At 68.5% G+C, this 23,368-nt stretch carries 21 protein-coding genes; 10 read left to right on the forward strand and 11 right to left on the reverse strand.

All coding sequences use genetic code 11. The features are described 5' to 3' along the window. Window positions 1-6: 6 nt before the first annotated feature. From N5I32_RS02790 to N5I32_RS02830, 9 genes are all read right to left on the reverse strand, one after another. Window positions 7-837: a carbohydrate ABC transporter permease gene (locus N5I32_RS02790; RefSeq protein ID WP_261493866.1), complete on the reverse strand. Its 831-nt coding sequence runs from the start codon at window positions 835-837 to the stop codon at window positions 7-9. Window positions 838-848: 11 nt separating this feature from the next. Continuing rightward, window positions 849-1,721: a carbohydrate ABC transporter permease gene (locus N5I32_RS02795; RefSeq protein WP_261493867.1), complete on the reverse strand. Its 873-nt coding sequence runs from the start codon at window positions 1,719-1,721 to the stop codon at window positions 849-851. 168 nt (window positions 1,722-1,889) lie between these two features. Continuing rightward, the gene (locus N5I32_RS02800; protein WP_261493868.1) at window positions 1,890-3,200 is read right to left on the reverse strand and encodes an ABC transporter substrate-binding protein; all 1,311 of its coding nucleotides are present in this window, start codon (window positions 3,198-3,200) and stop codon (window positions 1,890-1,892) included. A 158-nt stretch (window positions 3,201-3,358) separates the two neighbouring features. Beyond that, a complete protein-coding gene (locus N5I32_RS02805; RefSeq protein WP_261493869.1) occupies window positions 3,359-4,321 on the reverse strand; it encodes a sugar-binding transcriptional regulator in 963 nt (320 codons plus the stop codon). Continuing rightward, window positions 4,318-4,989, reverse strand: a complete 672-nt coding sequence (locus tag N5I32_RS02810) for an HAD family hydrolase (protein ID WP_261493870.1) — start codon at window positions 4,987-4,989, stop codon at window positions 4,318-4,320. The genes N5I32_RS02805 and N5I32_RS02810 overlap by 4 nt, the downstream gene beginning before the upstream one ends. A gap of 40 nt (window positions 4,990-5,029) precedes the next feature. Then, window positions 5,030-6,259, reverse strand: a complete 1,230-nt coding sequence (ccmI, locus tag N5I32_RS02815; protein ID WP_261493871.1) for a c-type cytochrome biogenesis protein CcmI — start codon at window positions 6,257-6,259, stop codon at window positions 5,030-5,032. Then, window positions 6,256-6,738: a cytochrome c-type biogenesis protein gene (locus N5I32_RS02820; protein WP_261493872.1), complete on the reverse strand. Its 483-nt coding sequence runs from the start codon at window positions 6,736-6,738 to the stop codon at window positions 6,256-6,258. Before N5I32_RS02820 ends, ccmI begins: the two co-directional genes overlap by 4 nt. Beyond that, on the reverse strand, window positions 6,735-8,711 hold the full coding sequence (locus tag N5I32_RS02825; protein WP_261493873.1) for a heme lyase CcmF/NrfE family subunit: 1,977 nt from the start codon (window positions 8,709-8,711) through the stop codon (window positions 6,735-6,737). Before N5I32_RS02825 ends, N5I32_RS02820 begins: the two co-directional genes overlap by 4 nt. Window positions 8,712-8,780: 69 nt before the next feature. Next, window positions 8,781-9,878: an OmpA family protein gene (locus tag N5I32_RS02830; protein ID WP_261493874.1), complete on the reverse strand. Its 1,098-nt coding sequence runs from the start codon at window positions 9,876-9,878 to the stop codon at window positions 8,781-8,783. Window positions 9,879-10,178: 300 nt separating this feature from the next. On the opposite strand from N5I32_RS02830, the gene N5I32_RS02835 reads away from it, so the two are divergent. Next, complete coding sequence (locus N5I32_RS02835; RefSeq protein ID WP_261493875.1) at window positions 10,179-11,477, forward strand: caspase family protein; 1,299 nt, start codon at window positions 10,179-10,181, stop codon at window positions 11,475-11,477. 28 nt (window positions 11,478-11,505) lie between these two features. On the opposite strand, the gene N5I32_RS02840 is transcribed toward N5I32_RS02835, so the two are convergent. Both N5I32_RS02840 and N5I32_RS02845 read right to left on the reverse strand, forming a co-directional pair. After that, complete coding sequence (locus tag N5I32_RS02840) at window positions 11,506-13,311, reverse strand: tol-pal system YbgF family protein (RefSeq protein WP_261493876.1); 1,806 nt, start codon at window positions 13,309-13,311, stop codon at window positions 11,506-11,508. A gap of 118 nt (window positions 13,312-13,429) precedes the next feature. Then, window positions 13,430-15,127, reverse strand: coding sequence for a hypothetical protein (locus N5I32_RS02845; protein ID WP_261493877.1), 1,698 nt, complete (start codon window positions 15,125-15,127; stop codon window positions 13,430-13,432). A gap of 257 nt (window positions 15,128-15,384) precedes the next feature. Here N5I32_RS02845 and aroA point away from each other — a divergent pair, with 257 nt between their 5' ends. From aroA to N5I32_RS02890, 9 genes are all read left to right on the forward strand, one after another. Further along, on the forward strand, window positions 15,385-16,734 hold the full coding sequence (gene aroA, locus N5I32_RS02850; protein ID WP_261493878.1) for a 3-phosphoshikimate 1-carboxyvinyltransferase: 1,350 nt from the start codon (window positions 15,385-15,387) through the stop codon (window positions 16,732-16,734). Then, window positions 16,731-17,318 (forward strand): (d)CMP kinase, encoded by a 588-nt coding sequence (locus tag N5I32_RS02855; RefSeq protein WP_261493879.1) that lies wholly within the window; start codon window positions 16,731-16,733, stop codon window positions 17,316-17,318. The genes aroA and N5I32_RS02855 overlap by 4 nt, the downstream gene beginning before the upstream one ends. A gap of 211 nt (window positions 17,319-17,529) precedes the next feature. Next, window positions 17,530-19,209, forward strand: a complete 1,680-nt coding sequence (gene rpsA, locus N5I32_RS02860; RefSeq protein ID WP_261493880.1) for a 30S ribosomal protein S1 — start codon at window positions 17,530-17,532, stop codon at window positions 19,207-19,209. Between the two features lie 286 nt (window positions 19,210-19,495). Then, window positions 19,496-19,777 carry an integration host factor subunit beta gene (gene ihfB, locus N5I32_RS02865; protein WP_261493881.1) on the forward strand — a complete coding sequence of 94 codons (282 nt, stop codon included), beginning with the start codon at window positions 19,496-19,498 and terminating at the stop codon, window positions 19,775-19,777. A gap of 7 nt (window positions 19,778-19,784) precedes the next feature. Next, window positions 19,785-20,144 carry a LapA family protein gene (locus tag N5I32_RS02870; protein ID WP_369414232.1) on the forward strand — a complete coding sequence of 120 codons (360 nt, stop codon included), beginning with the start codon at window positions 19,785-19,787 and terminating at the stop codon, window positions 20,142-20,144. A 49-nt stretch (window positions 20,145-20,193) separates the two neighbouring features. Next, entirely contained in the window at window positions 20,194-20,832 is a 639-nt protein-coding gene (locus tag N5I32_RS02875) for a phosphoribosylanthranilate isomerase (protein ID WP_261493882.1), read from the forward strand. Continuing rightward, entirely contained in the window at window positions 20,829-21,275 is a 447-nt protein-coding gene (locus tag N5I32_RS02880; RefSeq protein WP_261493883.1) for a GNAT family N-acetyltransferase, read from the forward strand. The genes N5I32_RS02875 and N5I32_RS02880 overlap by 4 nt, the downstream gene beginning before the upstream one ends. A gap of 12 nt (window positions 21,276-21,287) precedes the next feature. Continuing rightward, window positions 21,288-22,520 (forward strand): tryptophan synthase subunit beta, encoded by a 1,233-nt coding sequence (gene trpB / locus N5I32_RS02885; protein WP_261493884.1) that lies wholly within the window; start codon window positions 21,288-21,290, stop codon window positions 22,518-22,520. 308 nt (window positions 22,521-22,828) lie between these two features. Continuing rightward, window positions 22,829-23,326, forward strand: coding sequence for a PepSY domain-containing protein (locus tag N5I32_RS02890; protein ID WP_261493885.1), 498 nt, complete (start codon window positions 22,829-22,831; stop codon window positions 23,324-23,326). Window positions 23,327-23,368 lie beyond the last annotated feature (42 nt).

The raw sequence follows: 23,368 nt of genomic DNA on the forward strand, positions 1-23,368 counted from the left end.
TGTTCCCTATTTGACGGCGCCGAAGGTCAGGCCGCGCACAAGCTGCTTCTGGCTGAACCATCCCATGATCAGGATGGGCGCGATGGCCATCGTCGAGGCGGCGGAAAGCTTGGCGTAGAAAAGGCCCTCGGGGCTTGAATAGCTGGCGATGAAGGCGGTCAGTGGTGCCGCCTTCGCGGCGGTCAGGTTCAGCGTCCAGAACGCCTCGTTCCAGGCTAGGATGATGTTGAGAAGCACGGTCGAGGCGATCCCCGGCACCGCCATCGGCGTGAGGACGTAAAGGATCTCCTCGCGAAGGCCCGCGCCGTCCATCCGCGCGGCCTCGAGGATCTCGGCCGGGATTTCCTTGAAGTAGGTGTAGAGCATCCAGATGATGATCGGCAGGTTGATCATCATCAGCACGAAGACGAGGCCCGACCGCGTGTCGAGAAGCCCGAAGTCGCGGAACATCAGGTAGAAGGGCACCAGCACCCCGACCGGCGGCAGCATCTTTGTCGAGAGCATCCACATCAGCACGTCCTTCGTCCGCCGGCCCGGCACGAAGGCCATCGACCAGGCGGCGGGGATCGCGATGACAAGGCCGAGAAGCGTCGATCCGACCGAGATCGTGACCGAGTTCAGGAAGTGCTTGAAGTAGTCCGACCGCTCCTGCACCGTGGCGTAGCTTTCCGCCGTCCAGGCCGAGGTCAGCACCTCGATCGGCGTGCGGATCGCGTCGCCCTCGGACTTGAAGCTGAGGATGACGATCCACAGGATCGGGAAGAAGATCAGGACGCCGACGGTCCAGGCGGCGGCGGTGGTCAGGGCCTTGCGGCGGGGGGTGACGGCACGGGCCATGGGCTTCTCCCTCACGCGTCCAGGTTCTTGCCGATCATCCGCATCAGGAAGATCGCGACGATGTTTGCCAGCACGATGGCGACGACACCCCCCGCCGATCCGCCGCCCACGTCGAACTGCAGCAGCGACTGGACGTAGATCAGGTAGGTGAGGTTGGTGGAGGCCGTGCCCGGCCCGCCGTTGGTGGTGACGAGGATCTCGGCGAAGACCGACAGAAGGAAGATCGTCTGGATCAGGATCACCACGGTGATCGCGCGCGCCAGATGCGGCAGGACGATGAACCAGAAGCGCTTCAGGGGCGGCGCGCCGTCCATCTCGGCGGCCTCAAGCTGCTCGCTGTCGAGCGACTGGAGCGCGGTCAGCAGGATGAGCGTCGCGAAGGGCAGCCACTGCCAGCTCACGATCCAGATGATCGAGGCGAGCGGCGCCTGCGACAGGAAGTCGTAGGGCTGAAGCCCCAGCGCCTTGGCGATATGGGCGAAGATGCCGTTGACCGGGTTCATGAACATGTTCTTCCACACCAGCGCCGAGACGGTGGGCATGACGAAGAAGGGTGCGATGACCAGGATGCGCACGACCCCCTGGCCCCAGATCGGCTGATCGAGCAGCAGGGCCAGAAGGATGCCCCCGGTCACGGTGATGAGGAGGACGCCGCCGACCAGAAGCAGCGTGTTCCAGATTGCGTCGAAGAAGGCGGGATCGGTCAGGAAGAAGCGGTAGTTGGTCAGCCCCGTCCACTCCTCCATCCCCGGCATCAGGAGGTTGTAGCGCAGGAACGAGAAGTAGAGCGTCATCGCGAGCGGAACGATCATCCAGCCCAGAAGCAGGATCACGGCGGGCGAGATCATCAGGCGGGCGGCGGAGCGGGAAGCTTTCGTGGCCATCGGTGATCCTCGGCTGAAGTCGGCGGGTGACATCGGGCGGGCCGTCGCCCCGAAGGGCCGGCGCGCGAAGCCTGTGCCAATTCCTGACGGTTGGATAGGGCGCGGTCGCGCCGGAGGGGAAGGGGGCCGCCCCCCAAGGGAAAGGGACGGCCCGGGGTCCGGGAGGACCTACTTGATGTAGCCGGCCTTGGCCATCTCGCGCTCGGTCAGCGCCTGCGCGTTGGCCAGCGCATCGGCCGCCGAGGTCTGGCCGGCAAGGGCCGCCGAGAACTGCTGGCCCACCGCCGTGGCGATGCCCTGGAATTCCGGGATCGCGACGAACTGCACGCCGACATAAGGCACCGGATCGACCGTCGGGCTGGTCGGGTCGGCCGAGTTGATACTGTCGAGCGTCATCTTGGCGAAGGGCACCGTCTGGTATTCCGGGTTCTCGTAAAGCGAGGTGCGGGTGCCCGGCGGGACGTTGGCCCAGCCTTCGTTCGCCGCCACCAGCGCGAGGTAGTCCTTCGAGGTCGCCCAGGCCACGAACTTCTTGGCCGCGTCAACCTTCTGCGAGCCTGCCGGGATCGCCAGCGACCAGGCCCAGAGCCAGTTGCCGCGCTTGCCGAGCCCGTTGTCGGGCGCAAGCGCGAAGCCCACCTTGTCGGCCACGGTCGAGTCCTTCGGGTTGGTCACGAAGGACGCGGCGACCGTCGCGTCGATCCACATCCCGCACTTGCCCTGCTGGAAGAGCGCCAGGTTCTCGTTGAAGCCGTTGTTGGATGCGCCCGGAGGTCCGGCCTCGTTCATCAGGTCGAGGTAGAAGTTGAGCGTGTCGGCCCAGGGCTTCTGGTCGAACTGGGGTTTCCAGTCCATGTCGAACCACTTCGCGCCGAAGCTGTTGGCGGTCGCGGTCAGGAAGGCCATGTTCTCGCCCCAGCCGGCCTTGCCGCGAAGGCAGATGCCGTAGACCTCGTTCGCCTTGTCGGTCATCTTGATCGCGGCGTCGCGGATGAACTCCCAGGTCGGCGCCTCGGGCATCGTCAGCCCCGCCTTCTCCATCAGGTCGGTGCGGTACATGACCATGGAGCTTTCGCCGTAGAAGGGTGCCGCGTAAAGCTCGCCCTCCACCGTCAGGCCGCCGCGGATCGCGGGCAGAAGGTCGTCGATGTCATAGTCGGCGGGCAGGTCGTTCAGCGACACCAGCCAACCCTGCTTGCCCCAGATCGGAACCTCGTAGGTGCCGATCGTCATGACGTCGTACTGTCCACCCTTGGTGGCGATGTCGGTCGTCACGCGCTGGCGCAGGACGTTTTCCTCAAGCGTGACCCATTCCAGCTCGATATCGGGGTTCTTCGCGGTGAAATCGGCGGTCAGGCCCTGCATGCGGATCATGTCGCCGTTGTTCACGGTCGCGATGGTCAGTGTCTCGGCCTGGGCGAGTGCCGCCGTCGCACTGAGCGCGGTTGCGCCCAGAAGGGCGCGCATCGTCAGATTCATCTGTTCCTCCCTGTCCCTGTGTGGGCAAATGCCAATCAGGTGAGCAATTATTCGCAAATCGAGTGAGTCGAGTCAATGCCCCGCGCACCAGCGTGGCAGGTCCGGCGCAGCCTAGGCGTGACGCGCCGGTCAAGATGCTGATTTCGGGCGGCTTTCCCTCAGCCGGAGGCGAGCAGCGCCTCGGCTGTCGCCTCGTTGGTGATCATGCCGTTGACCAGCCGCCCGCGCAGCGCGGCGCGGAAGGCGGGCACCTTGGACGCGCCCACCGCCACCGCGATGACGCGCCGTTCCGCCGCCTTGGGTAGCGGCACCGAGGCGACGCGGGCGTTGAACGGGCAGTCGAGCACATGGCCCTCGCGGTCGTAGATCCAGCTGGTGATCTCGCCCACAGCGCCCTGCGCGACAAGCGCGTCCATCTCCGCCTCGGGCATGAATCCGTCGACGACAAGCGGGGCGGTGCGTCCCATCTGGCCGATCCCGACCAGCGTCAGGTCCGCTTTCTGGCAGAGCGCCACCGTGTTGCGCACCGCTTCCTGCGCGTGCAGCGTCCGCAGCTCCGCCTGGTCGCGGGCAACGACCGGCAGCGGATAGGGATAGTGCATCGCGCCGACCCGCTCGGCCATGGCGATGGTGGCGTTGTAGGGGGTGGCCGACCCGTCGCTCATCATGTTGCCGAGAAGCGAGACGATGCGGTGCTGCGGGCAGGCCATGCGCGGCACCTGCTCGACCGTCGCCTTCAGCGCGCGCCCGGTTCCCAGCGCGATGATCCGTGGCGCATCGGATTTCAGCACGCGTTCCAGTTCGGCCGCGGCGGCGATGGCGATGCCGGTCAGAAGGCCCGGCGCGCCGGGGTCCGAGGGGACGACATCACAGGACTGCAGCGCGAAACGTTCGGTCAGCGCGCCCGCAAGGTCCATGCAGCGCCCGATCGGGTGGTCGATGCGCACCTTCACCAGCTTTTCGGATACCGCCAGCGACACCAGCCTCTGCACCGTCTGGCGCGACAGTGACAGTTTGCGCGCGATCTCGTCCTGGGTGTTGCCGGCGACATAGTAAAGCCAGCCGGCGCGGGCTGCGTCGTCAAGGCGTGTCGTTTCCGGGGTGAAGCGTCCGACGGTCAAGGTTCGCGGTCTTTCCTGGCAATCTCCTCCAAGAGGTGGGGGAAATCGCGCCAGTTGTCAAAGCTTCGCACGTCGAAGGGCGCTTCCGGGGGCTCGCCCCCCATGTGGCCGCCGCCGGTATAGGCAAGGTGCAGCATCCCCGCCGCCCGCGCCGCGATCAGGCCGGGCAGGCTGTCCTCCACCACCAGCGTGTGCGCCGGCCGCGCGCGCATCCGCTCCGCCGCGTGCAGGAACAGGTCGGGGGCGGGCTTGCCGCGGGCCACCTCGCTGGCAGTGAAGACATGCGCGCCAAAACGCCCCGCCAGCCCCAGCAGGTCGAGCGTCCGCGCCACCCGCGGCGGGCTCGACGAGGTGGCGACGCAGGCCGGCACCCGAAGCAGGTCCAGCATCCCGGTCACACCCTGCGTGGGCGCCAGTTCGGTCTCGAACCGTTCCAGCAGCCGCTCGCGGTAGCGCGCTTCGAAATCCGGGGGCAGGGGATGGCCCAGATCCTCGCGGATGGTGCGCGCCACGGTGGGAAAGCTGCGGCCGAGGAAATGCCGGCGCACATAGGCCGCGTCGATGGTCACGCCCTCGCGCGCCAGTTCCTCGATCAGCACGCGGGAGGAGATGACCTCGCTGTCCGCCAGTACGCCGTCGCAGTCGAAGATGATGAGGTCGAGCGTCATCGGAAAGGGGGCGGGGCCTTGCCGCCGCGCCGGGCCGCGGTCATTTCAGGCCCATTTCGGCGGCCACCGCCTGCAACCGGGCCTGCGCCGCGGCGTCGCCCGCAAAGACCGCGCGTGCCCTCTCCAGCGCCGCCCGCGCCGCCTCGGCCTCGCCCAGGACGATGCGCGCGCGGATCAGCCGGTGCCAGCCCTCGAGGTCGTCGGGCGCCTGTTCCAGCCGCGCGGCCAGCCCCTCGACCATGCCGCGGATCATCACCTGCCGGTCTGCGGCACTCATCTCCTGCGCGGCGGCGATGTCGGCGGCGGTGGGGCCGGGTGCCGTCGGCGTCTCCGCAAAGCCCGGCTGCCCGGCCAGGTCGATCCCGGCCGCCGGCGCGCGGTCGCGGATGCGGTCGCGCAGTTCGCCCGTCCAGGCCGCATCGGCCGGCGCGCCCTTCAGGATGTCGAGCCAGAGCGTCACCGCGCCTTTTGCGTCGCCCGCCTGATCCATGGCCAGCCCCTGGAAGAAGCGCGCGCGCGGGTTCCGCGGGTCGGCCGCCAGCGCCCCGGCAATCGCGGCGTTTGCCCGGTCCGTCACCCGGTCACCATCGGCGCGCACCAGCGCCTCTGCCCTGAGCGACAGGATCTCGGCGTCGCCGGGGGCAAGCTCGGCCGCGCGGGCATAGGCCGCCGCCGCCTCCTCGAACCGGCCGGTGCCGGAATAGGACCAGCCGAGCATCTTCCAGCCGTCGAGGTTGTCAGGCTCCGCCTCAAGCCGGGCAGCGAGGCGCGCGATCATGGTGTCGACATCGGCAAGTCCCGGCGCCTGCGGGCTGGCCGCAGCGGTGCCGGGCGCGGGTGTCATCGCGCCGGTCGGCGGCGGCAGCAGGAGTTGCGGCTGAGGCGGCAGGGGTGCGGCGCGCGGCGCGCCCGCGGCCAGTTCGGGCCGGCCCGTCGCGCCGTAGAGGAGCGCGCTGCCGACCACGACCCACCCCACCGTCACCGCGGCCACGGCGACCTCCGTGCCCTTCGCCAGTCCCCTCATCGCGTCCCCTTCCGCCTTGCGCGCGGCCGCCACCACGCGCCGTTCGATCTCGCGCCGCGTCGCCGCGGCATCCTCGGCCGATACAGTGCCCTCGGCCACGTCGCGGTCAAGCTGGCGCGCCTGTTCGCGAAAGACCTCGATCCCCGCGACAGCCGGACCCCCGTCCGCGCGCCGGCGCAGGAAGGGCAGGGCGACCGTCAGCGCCGCGAGCGCCGTCAGGCCCGTCAGCGCCAGCCACAGCGTCATCGCTCACGCCCCTCGTCCAGAAGGGCGGTGGCGAGCGCCCGGTCCGCCTCGCTCATCTCCGGGGCGGGGGCGGGCGCGCGCCGCCGCCAGAGCCGGGCAAAGCCGAAGACCGTCAGCATCAGGAACAGCACCGGGCCGGACCAGAGGAGCCAGGTCAGCGGCCGGACCGGCGGGTTCAGCAGGACATAGGTGCCGAAGCGGTCGACCAGAAAGGCCACCGCCTCGGCGTCGCTGTCGCCGGCGACCAGCCGCTCGCGCAGGATCACCCGCATGTCGCGCGCGATGGCCGCGTTCGAATCGTCGATCGACTGGTTGCGGCAGACCACGCAGCGCAGGTCGCGGCTGAGCGCGCGCGCCCGCGCCTCAAGCGCGGGGTCGGCCAGCACCTCGTCGGGCAGGACGGCGTGGACGGGCAGGGGTGCCAGCGCGGGCAGGGCCAGCACAAGCAGAAGCGCCAGGCAACCGAGCCACGCCCTCATGCCGGTTCCCCCTGCGCTACGGGCCGGGCCGAGAAGGCGCCGACGCGGAAGCGCCGGTCGGCCAGCGACAGCGCCCCGCCAAGCGCCATCAGGAGCGGCCCGAACCAGATCAGGAGCACGAAGGGGTGGTGGTAGATGCGTGCCCCCCACTTGCCCCCGTCCGAGGCGCCGCTGACCGAGACGTAGAGGTTGCTGAGGAACCGGGGCGCGATCGCCGCCTCGGTGGTGACGCGCCGGCTGACCGGGTAGAATCGGCGCTGCGCCTCGAGCGTGGTGACGGGCGCGCCGCCACGGCTGACATCGAAGACCGCCCGCTCGACCTCGTAATTCGCCTCGAGCGCCACCGCGACGCTGCGCAGGGTGAAGACATAGCCGCCCGCGGTCGCACTTTCGCCCTCGGCCAGCGCGACGATGACCTCCTCTTCCCAGAGCGTGACGCAGGTGATGCCCGCGACCAGAAGGCCAAGCCCGGCATGGGCGGCGGCCATGCCCCAGGTCGCAAGCGGGGTGGTGCGCAGGAGCGCCCAGGTGCGCGCGGCCGGCAGGCGGAAGGGCTGGATGCGGGCAAGGATGATCCAGAAGCTGCCGATGACCAGCCAGAAGGCCAGCCCCAGCCCCAGCGCCGCACCAAGGCCCGCCGCGCCGAAGGCGGCGAGCGACCCGCCGGCCACCACCGCCGCACCCGCCAGCGGCCAGCCGAGCCGCGCCAGCGCCGCGCGCAGGTCGTCGCGCTTCCAGCGCAGGAAGGGGCCCGCGGGCAGCGCCAGGCAGAGAAGCACCATGATCGGCCCGAAGCTGCGGTTGAAGTAGGGCGGCCCGACCGAGATCTTCTCCGGCCCGATCAGTTCGACGAAAAGCGGGTAGAAGGTGCCCAGGAATACCGTCGCCGTCGCCACCACCAGAAGGATGTTGTTGAGGATCAGCGCGCCCTCGCGGCTGACCGGGCGGAAGGCGGCTGAGGGGTCGAAACCCTGCGCGCGGGCGGCAAAGAGCGTCAGCGCGCCGCCGGTGAAGGCGACGAGGATCGCCAGCACCCCGATGCCGCGCGCGGGGTCGGTGGCGAAGGCGTGGACGCTGGTGAGGACGCCCGAGCGCACCACGAAGGTGCCGATCAGGCTGAGCGAGAAGGTCAGGATCGCCAGCAGGATCGTCCACACGATCAGCGTCTGGCGCCGCTCCACCACCAGCGCGGAATGCAGGAGCGCGGTGCCCACCAGCCAGGGCATGAAGCTCGCGTTCTCGACCGGGTCCCAGAACCACCAGCCGCCCCAGCCCAGTTCGTAGTAGGCCCAGTAACTCCCCAGCGTGATGCCGACGGTCAGGAAGATCCAGGCCGCCAGCACCCAGGGCCGCACCAGCCGCGCCCAGGCCGCGTCCACCCGCCCCTCGATCAGCGCGGCCACCGCGAACGAGAACACGACCGAGAAGCCGACATAGCCGAGGTAGAGGAAGGGCGGGTGCAGGATCAGCCCGATGTCCTGCAGCAGGGGGTTAAGCTCCATGCCCTGCTCCGGCGCGGGGTGAAGCCGGGTGAACGGTCCCGAGGTGAAGAGGCTCAGCGCCAGGAAGGCCGTCGCGATCATGCCCTGAACCGCCAGGGTGCGGGCCTTCAGCGTCGCGGGCAGCGCCCGGCCGAAGAGCGCGACCGCCGCCCCGAACAGCGCCAGGATCAGCACCCACAGAAGGAGCGAGCCCTCGTGGTTGCCCCAGGCCGCCGACAGGCGGTAATGGAGCGGCATCGTCGCATTGGCGTTGTTGGCGACGACCAGGACCGACAGGTCGGCCTCGGCGAAGGCCGCCAGCAGCATCGCGAAGGCCAGCGCCACGAAGCCGAGTGTCGCGACCGCGGCGGCATCGGCAAAGCGCATCAGCACCGGATTGCGCCGCCAGGCGCCGAAAAGCGGCAGCAGCGACTGCGCCGCCGCGACCATCAGCGCCAGGATCAGGGCGAACTGCCCGACTTCAGCCGTCATGCGGCCGGCCCCCCCGATGCGGGGCCGTCCCCCGTCGCGCGGGGCGAGGGGGAAGGATGCACGCGCCGGTCACTTGTAGAGCGAGAACTCGATCCGGCGGTTCCTGCCCTTGTTGAAGGCGGAATCGTTCGGAACCATGGGATGCGCCTCTCCGAAGCCCGCCGAGTAGAGCCGGCGCCGGTCGACACCGCGGCTGGCCAGGTAGTCGACGACCGATTGCGCCCGCTTTTCGGACAGCGCCTGGTTGTAGGCGTCGGAGCCGTCGTCGTCGGTGTGCCCCGAGATCAGGAGCCGCAGGCCGGGGCAGCGTTGAACGATGTCTACCACGGTCCCGAGCAAGAAGTCGCTTTCCTGATCGAGCCGCGCGCTGCCCGAGGCGAAATAGATGTTGCCGGTCTCCGACAGGATCTCGAACCGGCCCACGCATTCCTCGTAGGTAAACTCGCCCTGCGTCTCAAGCGCGGCCGAGGGCTGGGGCGCCGGCTCTGCCGCCCCTTCGGCAGCCGCTGGGGGTGTCGCGACGACGGTGCCGGCCTCGGCCACCTGTGCCGCTGCCCCCGCCACGCGGCGGTTGAAGGTGAACTGGTAGGTGATGTTCATCTCGGGCACGATGGTGAAGCCGCCCGCGGTCTCCGCGATCTTGCGCAGGTTGTTGCCAAGCTGGAAGTCGTCGACCTTGAACAGGATCGGATGGGCCGAGGCCGCCACGAAGCGGTCGTTGCCGTCCGGGGTGATGATCGCGTCGGTGACCAGCCGGTTCGAAGCGCCGTGAATCTCCATCGTGAAGGGGAACTGCACCTGTTTCTGCCCGCCAGGGGCCAGCCCCGCGGCCATGTCCGGCGTCAGTTGCGCCGTCACCACCGCCTCGGGGAACTTGAAGGTCTCGAAGAACAGGAACCGCATCCGCACGTTGCGCAGGTCGTTGCGGGTGTCGACGGATTCGAGCTTGACGTTGATCGTGGCCTTGCCGTCCGCCTCGATCGAACTGGCGAAGGTCGCGAAGGAGTGGGTTTCGACCACGTCCTGCCCGTCGACGTTCTTGATCGAACTGAAGCGGATGAACGAGGTCGCGGGATCAAGGTCCCAGCCGGGGGCGAAGGGGCTGTCCTGCGCTACGGCCGCCGGCCCCGAGAGCAGAACGCAGAGCGCCGTGAAGACCGCGGCCAAACGGCCATCGAGTTGCCAAAATCCCCTGCCAAACAATTCCCTGCCCTCGCTGGTTGCCCGCAAACCGGTCGTTGCACGGGACAGGACCCAGATGACCCAAAGGCCGGAAGATCGAATCACGCGCGCACCTGGCAAGGCAAGGTTAGCCGTGCCCCGTGAGCTTGCCAAACACTCGTTGCCGTCGGGTAAGGCCGCGGCGGCGCCGTCTGTCGCGTTCGGCATCGCCCATGGCGTTGCCCTGTTGCGGCGGGGGGCCCTGGGGGCGTATCCTGCGGGCCAGCGCCGAACAGGACCGGGTCAATGACATTGTCTCGTCTGCTTGCCTTTTTCGTCCTCCTCCTCTCGCTCGCCGCGACCGGCGCGCGGGCCGAGCTTGTGCTGGCCAACAGGGGTGACCAGGGCGAACGGCGCATCGCGCTGGTGATCGGCAACGGCGGCTACCTATCGATCGGCGGGCTCGACAATACCGTCAACGACGCGGCCCTGATGGCCGACACGCTGACCGGCGCGGGCTTCGATGTGACGAAGCTTCTGGACGTGGACCAGAACGCGATGAAGCGCGGCATCGCCAACTTCGGCCGCGCGCTGCGCGAGGCCGGGCCCGAGACGGTCGCGCTGTTCTACTACGCCGGCCACGCCGTCCAGTCCTTCGGCAACAACTACCTTCTGCCCGTCGATGCGGCGATCCGGGACCAGGCCGACCTCGACCTTGTGGGGGTGGAGGCGGGCTGGATCCTGCGGCAGCTTTATTCCGCCCGCGTGCGCACCAACATCGTCATCCTCGATTCCTGCCGCAACAACCCGTTCCCGAACGTGATGGGGTTCCATGACCAGGGCCTGGCCGAGATGAACGCGCCGACCGGCACCTTCATCGCCTATGCGACCGCGCCTGGCAGCGTCGCGCTGGACGGGCTGACCGGCAACAGCCCCTACACCAGCGCGCTTGCCGACGCGATCCGGAGCGAGCGGGCGTCGATCGAGCTTCTGTTCAAGAAGGTGCGGGTGAAGGTGCTGGAAACCACCGGGGGGGCGCAGACGCCGTGGGAAAGTTCCTCCCTGACCGAGGATTTCCTGTTCCACCCCGCCGCGGCACCGGCCACCGCGCCGGCTGCGCCCGCGGCACCGGGAACCAATGCCGAAGAGACGCTCTGGACCTCGGTCAAGGACAGCGGCGACCGCACGCAGGTCCAGCTTTACCTATGGACCTTCCCGCAGGGCGCCCACCGGACCGAGGCAGAGGCGCTGCTGGCCGCACTCGCCCAGCCGAAGCCGGCCGCCCCCGCACCCGCGGACGGGCAGGGGGCGGTCGAGGTCACCTTCACCTCGCCCATCGCAGGAGGGGAGCCGCAGATCGTCGGCAAGTCGATCCAGGAACTGATCAAGTCGCAGCCGCTCTACCCCCCGTTCGAGGGCGTGCCGGACGAGCTGTGGAAGGGCCAGCAGTGCACCAACTGCCACGAATGGACGATGGAGCGGATCTGCGAACAGGCGCGGTTCTACATCACCGAACAGGCCGAACGCTCGCTCGACAAGCCCCATCCGCTCGGCACCGAGTTCAAGCAGCACCTGCGCAACTGGGCGATGGGCGGATGCCGCTAGGCTCTGCCGCCCGGTCCGGCCCGCCGCCTCAGAACGATTTCGACACCCCGGCCACCAGATAGAATTCGCGCTGGCGCACGCTCGTCGTCGCGGTATCCCGGTCCGACCAGCGGCCGCCCGCGTCGAATTGCAGGCTCGTCGTGCGGTCGATGCGATAGCGGAAGTTGACCGAAGGCATGACGAAGGTTTCCTCGCCGTCGTCCATGTCGCGATAGCCGAGCCGCAGCCGCGGGCTGATGTGCATGTGGTCGCCCAGCGGGATGCGGATCGATCCGTCGGCGACGTAAAGGCTGCTGTCCTCGGCATCGGCATAGCGCAGGCCGAGGTTCACGCGGTCATCCGGCCGGAAGATGTCCGACCCGGTGAAGCGGACGCCGTAGTAGCCCCGCACGCCGTCGTCGTCGACCGCCGCGACCCCGCCAGATGCGGGCGTGCCGCTGTTGTGGTAAAGCGTGCCGTCGAGCGACAGGTCCCAGGTCTCGTTCAGCTTGCCGTAGTAGGTGAGCCCCACGGTCGTCACCTTGGCCGAGCGGTCGATCGCCAGATCCTCGACCGCATCCTCTCCGAACAGCAGGATCAGGTCGTCGACCGTGTCGGCGGTCTGCCCGATCAGCGCATTCTCGAGGTTCAGCGTCGGACTGCGGTAGTAGGACAGCCGGCCCGTGACGCGCGCGCTGTTCTCCAGCGTCGCCGCCCCGGTCAGAAGGACGCGGCTGATCTCCTGGAACTTCAGGTCGTATTCGGCGTTGCCATAAAGGCTGAAGCGGTCGAAGGAGCGTTCGTATTCCACCCCCAGCGCGTGGCGGTAGGTCAGCGATCCGTCCCGTTCCATCGCGGTGTAAACCGTCAGGTCGCCGGCGCCGCCCAGATCCTCCCAGGTGGCACTCGCGCCCAGAAGCCAGCGGTCGCCCGACAGGAAGTCGTCGCGCGAGCTTTCCACCACCCGGCCCAGCACCGTGCCCAGCGTCACGCCGCCGGTCGGCCAGCGCAGCGACACGCCATCGGTCCGGTAGGCGATGGCGCGCGGGTCGAGCCGCTGGCGACCGACGGTGATGACGCCGCCCGAGACCTTGTCCTCGAAGGCGACATAGGCCTCCGACAGGCGCAGGTCGCTCTCGCTGTCCTCGAAGTCGTGGTCGGCGATGCCGGAGAATGTCAGCCGCATCTCGCGGTCGCCGCGGGTGACGATGCGGGTGTAGTTCAGCCCGGCGACCAGCGCGTTCTCGAAGGTGTCGTCCTCTTCCTCGGGCTCGTCCGGGTCGGGGACAAGCTCGGTGATCTCGGTCGTGCCCTCGTTGTAGCGGTAGGTCAGGGTGAACAGGCCGCGGTCCTTCACCGTCGTCCCGGTCGAGGCCGCGTCCGCCGTGGCCGCGGTCTGGGCGGCCGAGCGCCGCGGGGCCGCGGGCCGCACTGCGGCGGGGCCGGGGGCGGCGGCGGTGGCGATGGACGGGGCAGGCGGGTTCTGCGGGATCGGCGAGGCGCCGGACAGAAGCCCGTTCAGCCGGTCCTGCACCCGCGCCGCGCCGTCGCCGTTGGGATACTTCTGAAGATAGGTCTCGTACTCCGCCTTGGCATGGGCCAACTGCCCGTTCGCCTCGCGGATATTGCCCAGAAGCTCCTGCGCGCGGGCGCTGTAGGCGTGCTCGGGCATCGCGGTCAGCCGCGTCAGAAGCTGTACGGCGTGGATGTATTCCTGCGCGTCGATCGCCTGCTGGGCCTGTTGCATCAGGTTCTCGACCGCGGCACTCGGCGCGGCGGTCTGCGCGGCGGAAAGCTCTGCCTGCCCGATCTGAAGCGCCAGGACCATCAGGCCGATGCTCTTGATCCTCTTCATCCTCTGCCCCCGTCTGGTTCAGGAGTGGGCCGGCCCTTGCGGCTCGTTTCCCCGGTGTCGCGCGCGTCCCGTTGCGGGCACACGCCGTGTTTAGTCATGGTGTCCGACGCCACGCCCATCAAAAGCCGGTGTGGCAGCCGCGGCAGTCGTCGATGATGTCATGCGTCTGGCGCCCCGATCCGGGGTTGTTCGGATTGAGCGTCGAGTCGGCGAAAGTGAAGTGGCAGTCGACGCAGTCGCTGTTGTCGGTGGCCACGATGTGGTTCATCACCGGGGTCGGCGGCTCGCCCGCGTTGTGGCAATCGGTGCAGTCGTTCGAGGTAATCGCGCTGACCACATGGAAATCCGGCTGCGTCGGCGCGCCCCAGTTGTTGCCCGGAACGTGGCAGCTTGCGCAGTTCAGCGTCGTCTCGTCGTGGTCGAGCATCGCCGCCGCGAACGAGGAGGTGTCGTGGCAGGCCGCGCAGTCGTCGGTCGTTTCGGTGTGCCAGACGGGCTGGGTCGGCGCGGTGAAGGTGTTGCCGGCGAAGTGGCAGGTGGCGCAGTCGCCGATCGTCTCGGCGTGGTCCACGTCCAGCGCCGCCGTGAAGCTGTCGGTCGAGCCGTGGCAGGCGGCGCAGTCGTCCGTCGTCGGCATGTGGTCGCCGGGCTGGCTGGGTGCGCCGAAGGTGTTGCCGGCGAAGTGGCAGGTGGCGCAGTCGCCGATCACCTCGCCATGGTCCACGTCCAGCGCCGCCGTGAAACTGTCGGTCGAACCGTGGCAGGCGGCGCAGTCGTCCGTCGTCGGCATGTGGTCGCCGGGTTGGCTCGGCGCGCCGAAGGTGTTGCCGGCGAAGTGGCAGGTGGCGCAGGGCTCCGCCGTCTCGGCGTGATCGAAGGTGCGCCCGATCGAGAAGGCCATCGTGTTGTGGCATTCCGCGCAGTCCTGCGACACCGGCGGGTGGCTCGGCGGCTGCGATTCCGCGCCCCAGGGGTTGCCGTCGAAGTGGCAGGACACGCAGGCGCCCGGCACCGCGTCGTGGTCGAGATTGACGACGGTGAAGCTGCGCTCGAAGAAGGGTGTGTGGCAGCTGTCGCAGGTTTCGGGCGCGGGGATGTGGTCGACCGGCTTGCCCATCGCGGTGGTGCCGTTGTGGCAGTTGGCGCAGGGCTGGTCGATCAGCAGGTGGTCGACCGAGGCCCCGGCGAAGGTCAGCGTGCCGTGGCACGAAGCGCAGTCGTCCGGTGCCTCGATGTGGTCGGCGGGCTGGCCCGGCGCGGTGGCGCCGTTGTGGCACGAGGCGCAGGAGCCGATGACGTCGCGGTGGTCGACGCGCACGTCCTTGCGGTTCGTGGTGACGTGGCAGTTGTCGCAGCTGTCGGTGGCCGGAATGTGGTTCGCCGGCTTGCCGCGCGCCTTGGCTCCGTTGTGGCAGGTGACGCAGTCCTGGCTGATGGCGGTGTGGTCGAAGGCGAAGGGCACGAAGTTGCGCGAGGTGTGGCAATCCTGGCAGGCGTTGCCGACCGGCGGGTGCGAGGCGGGCTTGCCCCGCGCGATCACGCCGTTGTGGCACGAGGCGCAGTCGCTCGGCGTGCCGGCGGTTGTGTTGTTGACGTGGCAGGCCTCGCAGAAGATCTCGGCATGGCGCCCGGTCAGCGGGATGCCCCCCGCCTGCACGTGATCGAACCCCGGCATCGAATTGGCGCTGTCCTGCGCCGCGGCCGGTCCCGCGACGGACAGGATCACGGCGATGAGGAGCGCCACGAAAATTCCGATGGCGGCCGCGCCGCTACGCCGTGCCCTGCCGATCGACGGTCCGAATGGCCGATGGATCATCCCGCACTCTCCACGCTGCCCAGCCGACTGCTTCAATTTGTCACGCCCAATCACGTTTTCTTGACGCTAGGGCGGGGTTTCCCTTGGGTCAACGGTTTTGAGCGGCACGCGCGGGGGCGCCGGCAGAAGGCCCGGAACTGTCACCTCAATGCCGCATGATGTCGCGGCAGGGGGCGCGCGGCCCCCCCGGCTCCCCCCCATGGACGCCCTGATGCGCTTGCGCTATCAGCGGGGCGCAAGTTGACAGGGAGTTGCGCATGTCCGGCCACGGTGAACCGGTTCCGATGACCGCCCGCAGATCGGGCGCCCTTCGCGGCGTGGCCGAGGTGCCGGGGGACAAGTCGATCTCGCATCGCGCGCTCATCCTCGGCGCGCTGTCGGTGGGCGAAACCCGGGTCTCGGGCCTCCTCGAAGGGCAGGACGTGCTCGACACCGCCAAGGCGATGCGCGCCTTCGGGGCCGAGGTGACGCGGCTGGGCGCGGGCGACTGGTCGGTTCATGGCGTCGGCGTCGGCGGTTTCGCCGAACCGGCCGACGTGATCGACTGCGGCAACTCCGGCACCGGGGTGCGGCTCATCATGGGGGCGATGGCGACCTCGCCCGTGACCGCGACCTTCACCGGCGACGCATCCCTGCGCAAGCGCCCGATGGGGCGCGTGACCGAACCGCTCGCGCTCTTCGGCGCGCGCGCCTACGGGCGCCACGGCGGGCGTCTGCCGATGACCGTCGTCGGCGCGGCGGAGCCGGTTCCGGTCCGCTATACCGTGCCGATGCCCTCGGCGCAGGTGAAATCGGCCATCCTTCTCGCCGGGCTGAACGCCCCCGGCGAAACCGTCGTGATCGAGAAGGAGCCGACGCGCGACCATTCCGAACGCATGCTGCGCGGCTTCGGCGCGCAGCTGACGGTCGAGGACGCGCCCGAGGGCCGCATCATCACCCTGACCGGGCGCCCCGAACTGAGGCCGCAGACGGTCGCGGTGCCGCGCGACCCGTCCTCGGCCGCCTTCCCGGTCTGCGCGGCGCTGATCGTCGAGGGCTCCGACATCCTGGTGCCCGGGGTCAGCCAGAACCCGACCCGCAACGGCCTTTACACCACGCTGGTCGAGATGGGCGCCGACATCGCCTTCGAGAACCCGCGCGAGGAGGGGGGCGAACCCGTCGCCGACCTGCGCGTGCGCTTTTCCGCGCTCAAGGGGATCGAGGTGCCGGAGGACCGCGCGGCCTCGATGATCGACGAATACCCGGTGCTGTCGGTCGTGGCCGCCTGTGCCGAGGGCACGACGGTGATGCGCGGCGTCAAGGAACTGCGCGTCAAGGAAAGCGACCGCATCGACGCGATGGCGCGGGGGCTAGAGGCGATGGGCGTGCGCGTCGAGGAAGACGAGGATACGCTGATCGTGCACGGGATGGGGCCGGGCGGCGTGCCCGGCGGCGCGACCGCGAAGACCCATATCGACCACCGGATCGCCATGTCCTTCCTTGTCCTCGGCCTTGCCGCGCAAAAGCCCGTCAGCATCGACGACGGATCGCCCATCGCCACCTCTTTCCCGGTGTTCGAGGGGCTGATGGCGGGCCTTGGCGCGCAGATCGTGCGGTCCAACGCGTGATCTTCACGGTCGCCATCGACGGGCCGGCGGCGGCGGGGAAGGGCACGATCTCGCGCGCGGTGGCGGCGCGTTTCGGGTTCGCGTATCTGGACACGGGCCTGCTTTACCGGGCCGTGGGCGCCAAGGGTGGCGATCCGGTCGAGGCCGCGCGCACCTTGTCGGAGGCCGACCTGGCCCGCGATGACCTGCGCACGCTGGAAGCCGGGCAGGCGGCAAGCCGCGTCGCCACCATCCCAGAGGTTCGCGAGGCGCTCGTCGACTTCCAGCGCCGCTTCGCCCGGCGCGACGGCGGCGCGGTCCTTGACGGGCGCGACATCGGCACAGTGATCTGCCCCGAGGCGGAGGTGAAGCTATACGTCACCGCGAGCGCGCAAGTCCGCGCCCACCGCCGCTGGCTGGAGGTCGGCGGCGACGAGGCGCAGGTTCTGGCCGAGGTGATGGAGCGGGACAAGCGGGACGCGGATCGGGCGGTGTCGCCGTTGAAGGCTGCGGCGGACGCGGTGGTGATCGACACGAGCGATATGGGAATCTCAGAAGCGGTCGCCACCGCGATCGACATCGTTCGTGCGCGGATCGGCGGCTGAGGGCCCCGCTCGGGCCGTTGCAGGACGCCGCCACTAGCCCAATCTCCTTGCGTCCTTGGCCGCATGCCGCTATAGCGCCCCCATCCTGAGGCAGGAGTCGCGAGCACCGGGCTATCGTCCGGGCGACGCGGCTTTTTGTCGTGGGGCCAGCAAAGACCGGCGGAGCCAACCGCATGGCCAGTCAAATCGCTTGAAAAGGAACTGAACACGCATGTGCGCTAAAGCGACCATGGAGGAATTCGAAGCCCTCCTGAACGAAAGCTTCGAGATCGACACCCCGGACGAAGGTTCGGTCGTCAAGGGCAAGGTCATCGCCATCGAGGCGGGCCAGGCCATCATCGACGTCGGCTACAAGATGGAAGGCCGCGTCGACCTCAAGGAATTCGCAGCCCCCGGCCAGACCCCCGAGATCGCGGTGGGCGATGAGGTCGAGGTCTATCTCGACCGCGTCGAGAACGCCCGCGGCGAAGCCGTCATCAGCCGCGAGAAGGCCCGCCGCGAAGAGGCCTGGGACCGTCTCGAGAAAGCCTATGCGAGCGAGGAGCGCGTCGACGGCGCCATCTTCGGCCGCGTCAAGGGCGGCTTCACCGTCGATCTCGGCGGCGCCGTGGCCTTCCTTCCCGGTTCGCAGGTCGATGTCCGCCCGGTGCGCGACGCCGGCCCGCTGATGGGCATGAAGCAGCCGTTCCAGATCCTCAAGATGGATCGCCGCCGCGGCAACATCGTGGTGTCGCGCCGCGCCATCTTGGAAGAAAGCCGCGCCGAACAGCGCGCCGAAGTCATCGGCAACCTGACCGAAGGCCAGGTGGTCGACGGCGTGGTCAAGAACATCACCGAATACGGTGCGTTCGTCGACCTTGGCGGCGTTGACGGCCTGCTGCACGTCACCGACATGGCCTGGCGCCGCGTCAACCACCCGTCCGAGATCCTGAACATCGGCGAGACCGTGAAGGTCCAGGTGATCAAGATCAACAAGGAAACCCACCGCATCTCGCTCGGCATGAAGCAGCTTCAGTCCGACCCGTGGGATTCGGTCGAGGCGAAGTTCCCGCTCGGCTCCGTCCACAAGGGCCGCGTGACGAACATCACCGACTACGGCGCATTCGTCGAACTGGAAGCCGGTGTCGAGGGCCTCGTCCACGTCTCCGAGATGTCCTGGACCAAGAAGAACGTGCACCCGGGCAAGATCGTCTCCACCTCGCAGGAAGTGGACGTCATGGTGCTCGAGATCGACAGCGCGAAACGCCGCGTCTCGCTCGGCCTCAAGCAGACCCAGCGCAATCCGTGGGAAGTCTTCGCCGAGAAGCATCCCTCGGGCTCTGTCATCGAGGGCGAGGTCAAGAACATCACCGAATTCGGTCTGTTCGTCGGCCTCGAGAACGATATCGACGGCATGGTGCACCTCTCCGACCTCAGCTGGGAGAGCCGCGGCGAAGAGGCGATCCAGTCCTACCGCAAGGGCGACGTGGTCAAGGCCGCGGTCACCGAGGTGGACGTCGAGAAGGAGCGTATCTCGCTCTCGATCAAGGCGCTGGATGCCGACACGTTCTCGGATGCGGTTGACGGCGTGAAGCGCGGCTCGGTCATCACCGTGACCATCACCGCGATCGAGGATGGCGGCATCGAGGTCGACTACAACGGCATGAAGTCCTTCATCCGCCGTTCGGACCTTGCCCGCGACCGCGCCGACCAGCGGCCGGAGCGTTTCCAGGTGGGCGACCACGTGGACGTCCGCGTCACCAACGTCGACAGCAAGACCCGCAAGCTCGGCGTGTCGATCAAGGCGCGCGAGATCGCCGAAGAGAAGGAAGCCGTCGAACAGTACGGTTCCTCCGACTCGGGCGCCTCGCTCGGCGACATCCTCGGCGCCGCGCTGAAGGGCCAGAAGTAAGACAGGGGCCACCCGGCCCCGGCAAGGCCCCGCGCACCCGCGCGGGGCCTTTTCGTCTGTTCCGAATCATCGGCGTGGAGGCCTCTTTGCCGCGATGCGGCATTTGTCTTGCCGCATTGCGGCGTCCGGCAGAGGCGCGCGGGAGCCGGGGAATTCACGCTTTCGGCGCGGGAAGGCAAGCCTTTCCAAAGGCTTTCCTGTTTGTCGACCGGGATTTTGCCCCTATAGTCTCGGCAATGAAAAACGGCGGCGGCCGCAGGGCGAGTCGTTCGCGCAGGGGGGTTGCATGATCCGGTCCGAACTGATCCAGAAAGTCGCCGAGGAAAATCCGCATCTGTTCCAGCGCGATGTCGAAAGGATCGTGAACACGATCTTCGAGGAGATCGTGGGCGCGCTGGCACGCGGCGACAGGGTCGAGCTTCGGGGCTTCGGCGCGTTCTCGGTCAAGCGGCGCGATTCCCGTCAGGGGCGCAACCCGCGCACCGGCGCCTCGGTCGACGTGGATGAAAAGCATGTACCCTTCTTCAAGACCGGCAAGCTCCTGCGCGACCGCCTGAACGGCGGCTGACGGGCCGATGCTGCGCTTCCTGAAATGGATATTCCTGGCCCTCCTGGGCCTCGTCCTGCTTGCGGTGGCCTCCGCCAACCGCGACCCGGTGCTGCTGCGGCTGCTTCCGGCCGAGGTCGACAGCTTCTTCGGCTTTGGCCTCGCGATCGAGGTGCCGCTGTTCCTCGCCATCTTCGCGGGCATTGTTGCGGGCCTCGGCATCGGCTTTGTCTGGGAATGGCTGCGCGAGGCCAAGCACCGCAGCGCCGCGAGCCAGCACCGGCGCGAGGCCGGGCGCCTTGCACGTGAGGTGGATCGCCTCAAGTCCCAGAAGGATGAACCCGAGGACGAGGTTCTGGCACTTCTGGACAGCAAGGGCACCCGCTAGGGCCCGCGCGGCATTTGTGGCGGCGCGGAATTTCGGCTAGAGCGTCGCCATGGACACCGCCGTCAAGATCTGCGGGCTTCGCGAAGCCGCCCATGTCGCCGCCGCCGCCGGGGCCGGCGCGCGATATGTGGGTTTCGTCTTCTTCGCCCGCTCGCCCCGCAATCTCGCGCTGGCCGATGCCGCCGCGCTGGCGCTCTCCGTGCCCGAAGGCGTGGCCAAGGTCGCGCTGACCGTCAACGCCACCGATGCAGAGCTTGACGCGATCACCGGTGCCGTGCCGCTCGACATGCTTCAGTTGCACGGGCAGGAAAGCCCCGCGCGGGTGGTCGAGGTGCGCGCCCGCTACGGCCTGCCGGTGATGAAGGCGGTGGGCCTTTCCGATGCCGCCGATCTTGCTACGCTCGACCTTTACCAGACCGTCGCCGACCAGATTCTCGTCGATGCCAAGCCGCCTAAGGGGGCGGAACTGCCGGGCGGCAACGGGCTGGCCTTCGACTGGCGGCTGCTGCTGGGGCGGGTCTGGCGACGGCCCTGGATGCTCGCGGGCGGGCTGACGCCGGAGAACGTGGCGCTCGCCATCCGCTCCACCAATGCCCGCCAGGTCGATGTCTCCTCGGGCGTGGAAACCGCGCCCGGCGTCAAGGATGCCACCCTCATCCGCGCCTTCTGCAAGGCCGCCCTCGGATGATCCGCTTCCGCCCCGCGACCGAGGCGGACGTGCCTGCCGTGGTGGCGCTTCTCGCCGACGACCCGCTTGGCGCCCGGCGCGAGGCCGGCGATGCCGGGGCTTACCTCGCCGCATTCCGCCGGATGGAGGGCGAAGGCGCCAACCACCTGATCGTCGGCGAGGCGTCGGGCCGGATCGTCGCCACCTACCAGATCACCTTCATCTCCGGCCTGTCGCTTCGGGCGACGCGCCGGGCGCAGGTGGAATCGGTGCGCGTCGCGGCCGACCTGCGCGGGCAGGGGATCGGCGCCGCGATGATGCGGGACGCCGAGGCGCGCGCCCGCGCGGCGGGGTGCCGGCTGATGCAGCTGACCACCAACAAGACCCGCGCCGATGCCCACCGCTTCTACGAAAGCCTTGGCTTTACCCCATCCCACATTGGCTATAAACGCGATCTGAATTGAGAGGAGGCGACAATGGCCGAGGACCTGATCAACAGCTTCATGAAGGGGCCGGACGAACGGGGCCGCTTCGGCATCTTCGGCGGGCGCTTCGTGAGCGAAACCCTTATGCCGCTCATCCTGGACCTCGAGGCGGAGTACGAGAAGGCCAAGACCGACGCCACCTTCTGGGCCGAGATGGACTGGCTCTGGAAGCACTACGTCGGCCGCCCCTCGCCGCTCTACTACGCAGAACGGCTGACGACGCACCTCGGCGGCGCCAAGATCTACATGAAGCGGGACGAGCTGAACCATACCGGCGCGCACAAGATCAACAACGTGCTGGGCCAGATCATCCTCGCCCGCCGGATGGGCAAGACCCGGATCATCGCCGAAACCGGCGCCGGCCAGCACGGCGTGGCGACCGCGACCGTCTGCGCCAAGTTCGGGCTGAAGTGCATCGTCTACATGGGCGCCCATGACGTCGAACGGCAGGCCCCGAACGTCTTCCGCATGCGCCTTCTGGGGGCCGAGGTCGTTCCCGTCACCTCGGGGCGCGGTACGCTCAAGGACGCGATGAACGACGCGCTCAGGGACTGGGTGACCAACGTCCGCGATACCTTCTACTGCATCGGCACGGTGGCGGGGCCGCACCCCTATCCGGCGATGGTGCGCGACTTCCAGTCGATCATCGGCAAGGAGGTGCGCTGGCAACTGGCCGAGCAGGAGGGCGAGGGGCGGCTGCCCGATACCGTGATCGCGGCGATCGGCGGTGGCTCCAACGCGATGGGGCTGTTCTATCCGTTCCTCGACGATCCGTCCGTGCGCATCATCGGCGTGGAAGCCGGCGGCAAGGGCGTGGACGACCGGATGCAGCATTGCGCCAGCCTCACCGGCGGGCGTCCGGGCGTCCTGCACGGCAACCGCACCTACCTCTTGCAGGATGCGGACGGCCAGATCCTCGAAGGCTTCTCGATCTCGGCCGGCCTCGACTATCCCGGCATCGGGCCGGAGCATTCCTGGCTTCACGACACCGGGCGGGCCCAGTATGTCTCCATCACCGACCAGGAGGCCCTGGGCGCCTTTCAGCTCTGCTGCGCGCAGGAGGGAATCATCCCCGCGCTCGAACCCTCGCACGCGCTGGCCCATGTGATGAAGATCGCGCTGGACCTGCCGAAGGACCACATCATCGTCATGAACATGTGCGGGCGCGGCGACAAGGACATCTTCGCGGTGGCCAAGCACCTCGGGTTCGAGATCAAGACCTGAGGCGCGGCGCGCCCGTCCGACCCTGACCCATGCCGAAGGGCGCCCCGCCGGGCGCTCTTTCGCATTCGCCTGCAACCCCGCCGCAAACCGAAATATCACGCCCCTAAACTCAGGTTTATGCGCCCTCATCCCGGGGTTTAGAGACCCGGCGATAAACCTGGGGCAGATTTCAAGGGCGGGAATTCGCGGTCCTTGTGGTGGGGCGCCGGACGGTAGTGCCCGCGCCGACAAGACGGGCGGGCCAGCAACAGAGGCCAGCACCGGTACGACCACAGACAGGACCAAAGAAAACAGCAGGAGCAAAGACGATGTTCAGAACCCTTCTCATGACTTCCGCCACCGCCGCCTTCATCGCGGCCGGCGTGGTCGCCTCGACCGGCCCGGCGCTCGCGCTGACGACGGACGAGGTGATCTCGGACCTCCAGGCACAGGGCTACGACCGCATCGAGGTCAAGGTCGGCCCGACGCAGATCAAGGCGGAGGCGTCGAACGGCACCGACAAGGTCGAGTTCGTCTATGACAAGGAGACCGGCGAACTGCTCAAGAGCGAGGCCTATCCCGGCCAGGGCGGCGACGTCGACCCGGGCATCGAGATCGACAACGAGGACGACGACTTCCTGGACGACGACGACGATGATGACGACGACAGCGACGACGACAGCGACGATGACAGCGACGACGATGAAGATGAAGACGACAGCGGCGACGACGACGATGACGACGACGACAACTCCGGCCATGGCGGCGGCGACGATGACGACGACCACTCCGACCACGACGGTGGCGACGACAAGGACGACGACTGAACCTTGCGGCCGCCCCCTGCACCGGGGGCGGCCCGCCGGGGC

The sequence above is a fragment of the Albidovulum sediminis genome (genome assembly GCF_025380365.1).
Classification (GTDB): Bacteria; Pseudomonadota; Alphaproteobacteria; order Rhodobacterales; family Rhodobacteraceae; genus Albidovulum; species Albidovulum sediminis.

Coding starts and splice junctions, on each gene's coding strand:
- N5I32_RS02835 (WP_261493875.1), top strand. CDS start 10,179: ATGACATTGTCTCGTCTGCTTGCCTTTTTCGTCCTCCTCCTCTCGCTC.
- N5I32_RS02875 (WP_261493882.1), top strand. CDS start 20,194: ATGGACACCGCCGTCAAGATCTGCGGGCTTCGCGAAGCCGCCCATGTC.
- N5I32_RS02870 (WP_369414232.1), top strand. CDS start 19,785: ATGCTGCGCTTCCTGAAATGGATATTCCTGGCCCTCCTGGGCCTCGTC.
- rpsA (WP_261493880.1), top strand. CDS start 17,530: ATGTGCGCTAAAGCGACCATGGAGGAATTCGAAGCCCTCCTGAACGAA.
- aroA (WP_261493878.1), top strand. CDS start 15,385: ATGTCCGGCCACGGTGAACCGGTTCCGATGACCGCCCGCAGATCGGGC.
- N5I32_RS02825 (WP_261493873.1), bottom strand. CDS start 8,711: ATGACGGCTGAAGTCGGGCAGTTCGCCCTGATCCTGGCGCTGATGGTC.
- ihfB (WP_261493881.1), top strand. CDS start 19,496: ATGATCCGGTCCGAACTGATCCAGAAAGTCGCCGAGGAAAATCCGCAT.
- N5I32_RS02840 (WP_261493876.1), bottom strand. CDS start 13,311: ATGAAGAGGATCAAGAGCATCGGCCTGATGGTCCTGGCGCTTCAGATC.
- N5I32_RS02810 (WP_261493870.1), bottom strand. CDS start 4,989: ATGACGCTCGACCTCATCATCTTCGACTGCGACGGCGTACTGGCGGAC.
- N5I32_RS02790 (WP_261493866.1), bottom strand. CDS start 837: ATGGCCCGTGCCGTCACCCCCCGCCGCAAGGCCCTGACCACCGCCGCC.
- N5I32_RS02845 (WP_261493877.1), bottom strand. CDS start 15,127: ATGATCCATCGGCCATTCGGACCGTCGATCGGCAGGGCACGGCGTAGC.
- N5I32_RS02800 (WP_261493868.1), bottom strand. CDS start 3,200: ATGAATCTGACGATGCGCGCCCTTCTGGGCGCAACCGCGCTCAGTGCG.
- N5I32_RS02880 (WP_261493883.1), top strand. CDS start 20,829: ATGATCCGCTTCCGCCCCGCGACCGAGGCGGACGTGCCTGCCGTGGTG.
- N5I32_RS02795 (WP_261493867.1), bottom strand. CDS start 1,721: ATGGCCACGAAAGCTTCCCGCTCCGCCGCCCGCCTGATGATCTCGCCC.
- N5I32_RS02820 (WP_261493872.1), bottom strand. CDS start 6,738: ATGAGGGCGTGGCTCGGTTGCCTGGCGCTTCTGCTTGTGCTGGCCCTG.
- N5I32_RS02890 (WP_261493885.1), top strand. CDS start 22,829: ATGTTCAGAACCCTTCTCATGACTTCCGCCACCGCCGCCTTCATCGCG.
- trpB (WP_261493884.1), top strand. CDS start 21,288: ATGGCCGAGGACCTGATCAACAGCTTCATGAAGGGGCCGGACGAACGG.
- ccmI (WP_261493871.1), bottom strand. CDS start 6,259: ATGACGCTGTGGCTGGCGCTGACGGGCCTGACGGCGCTCGCGGCGCTG.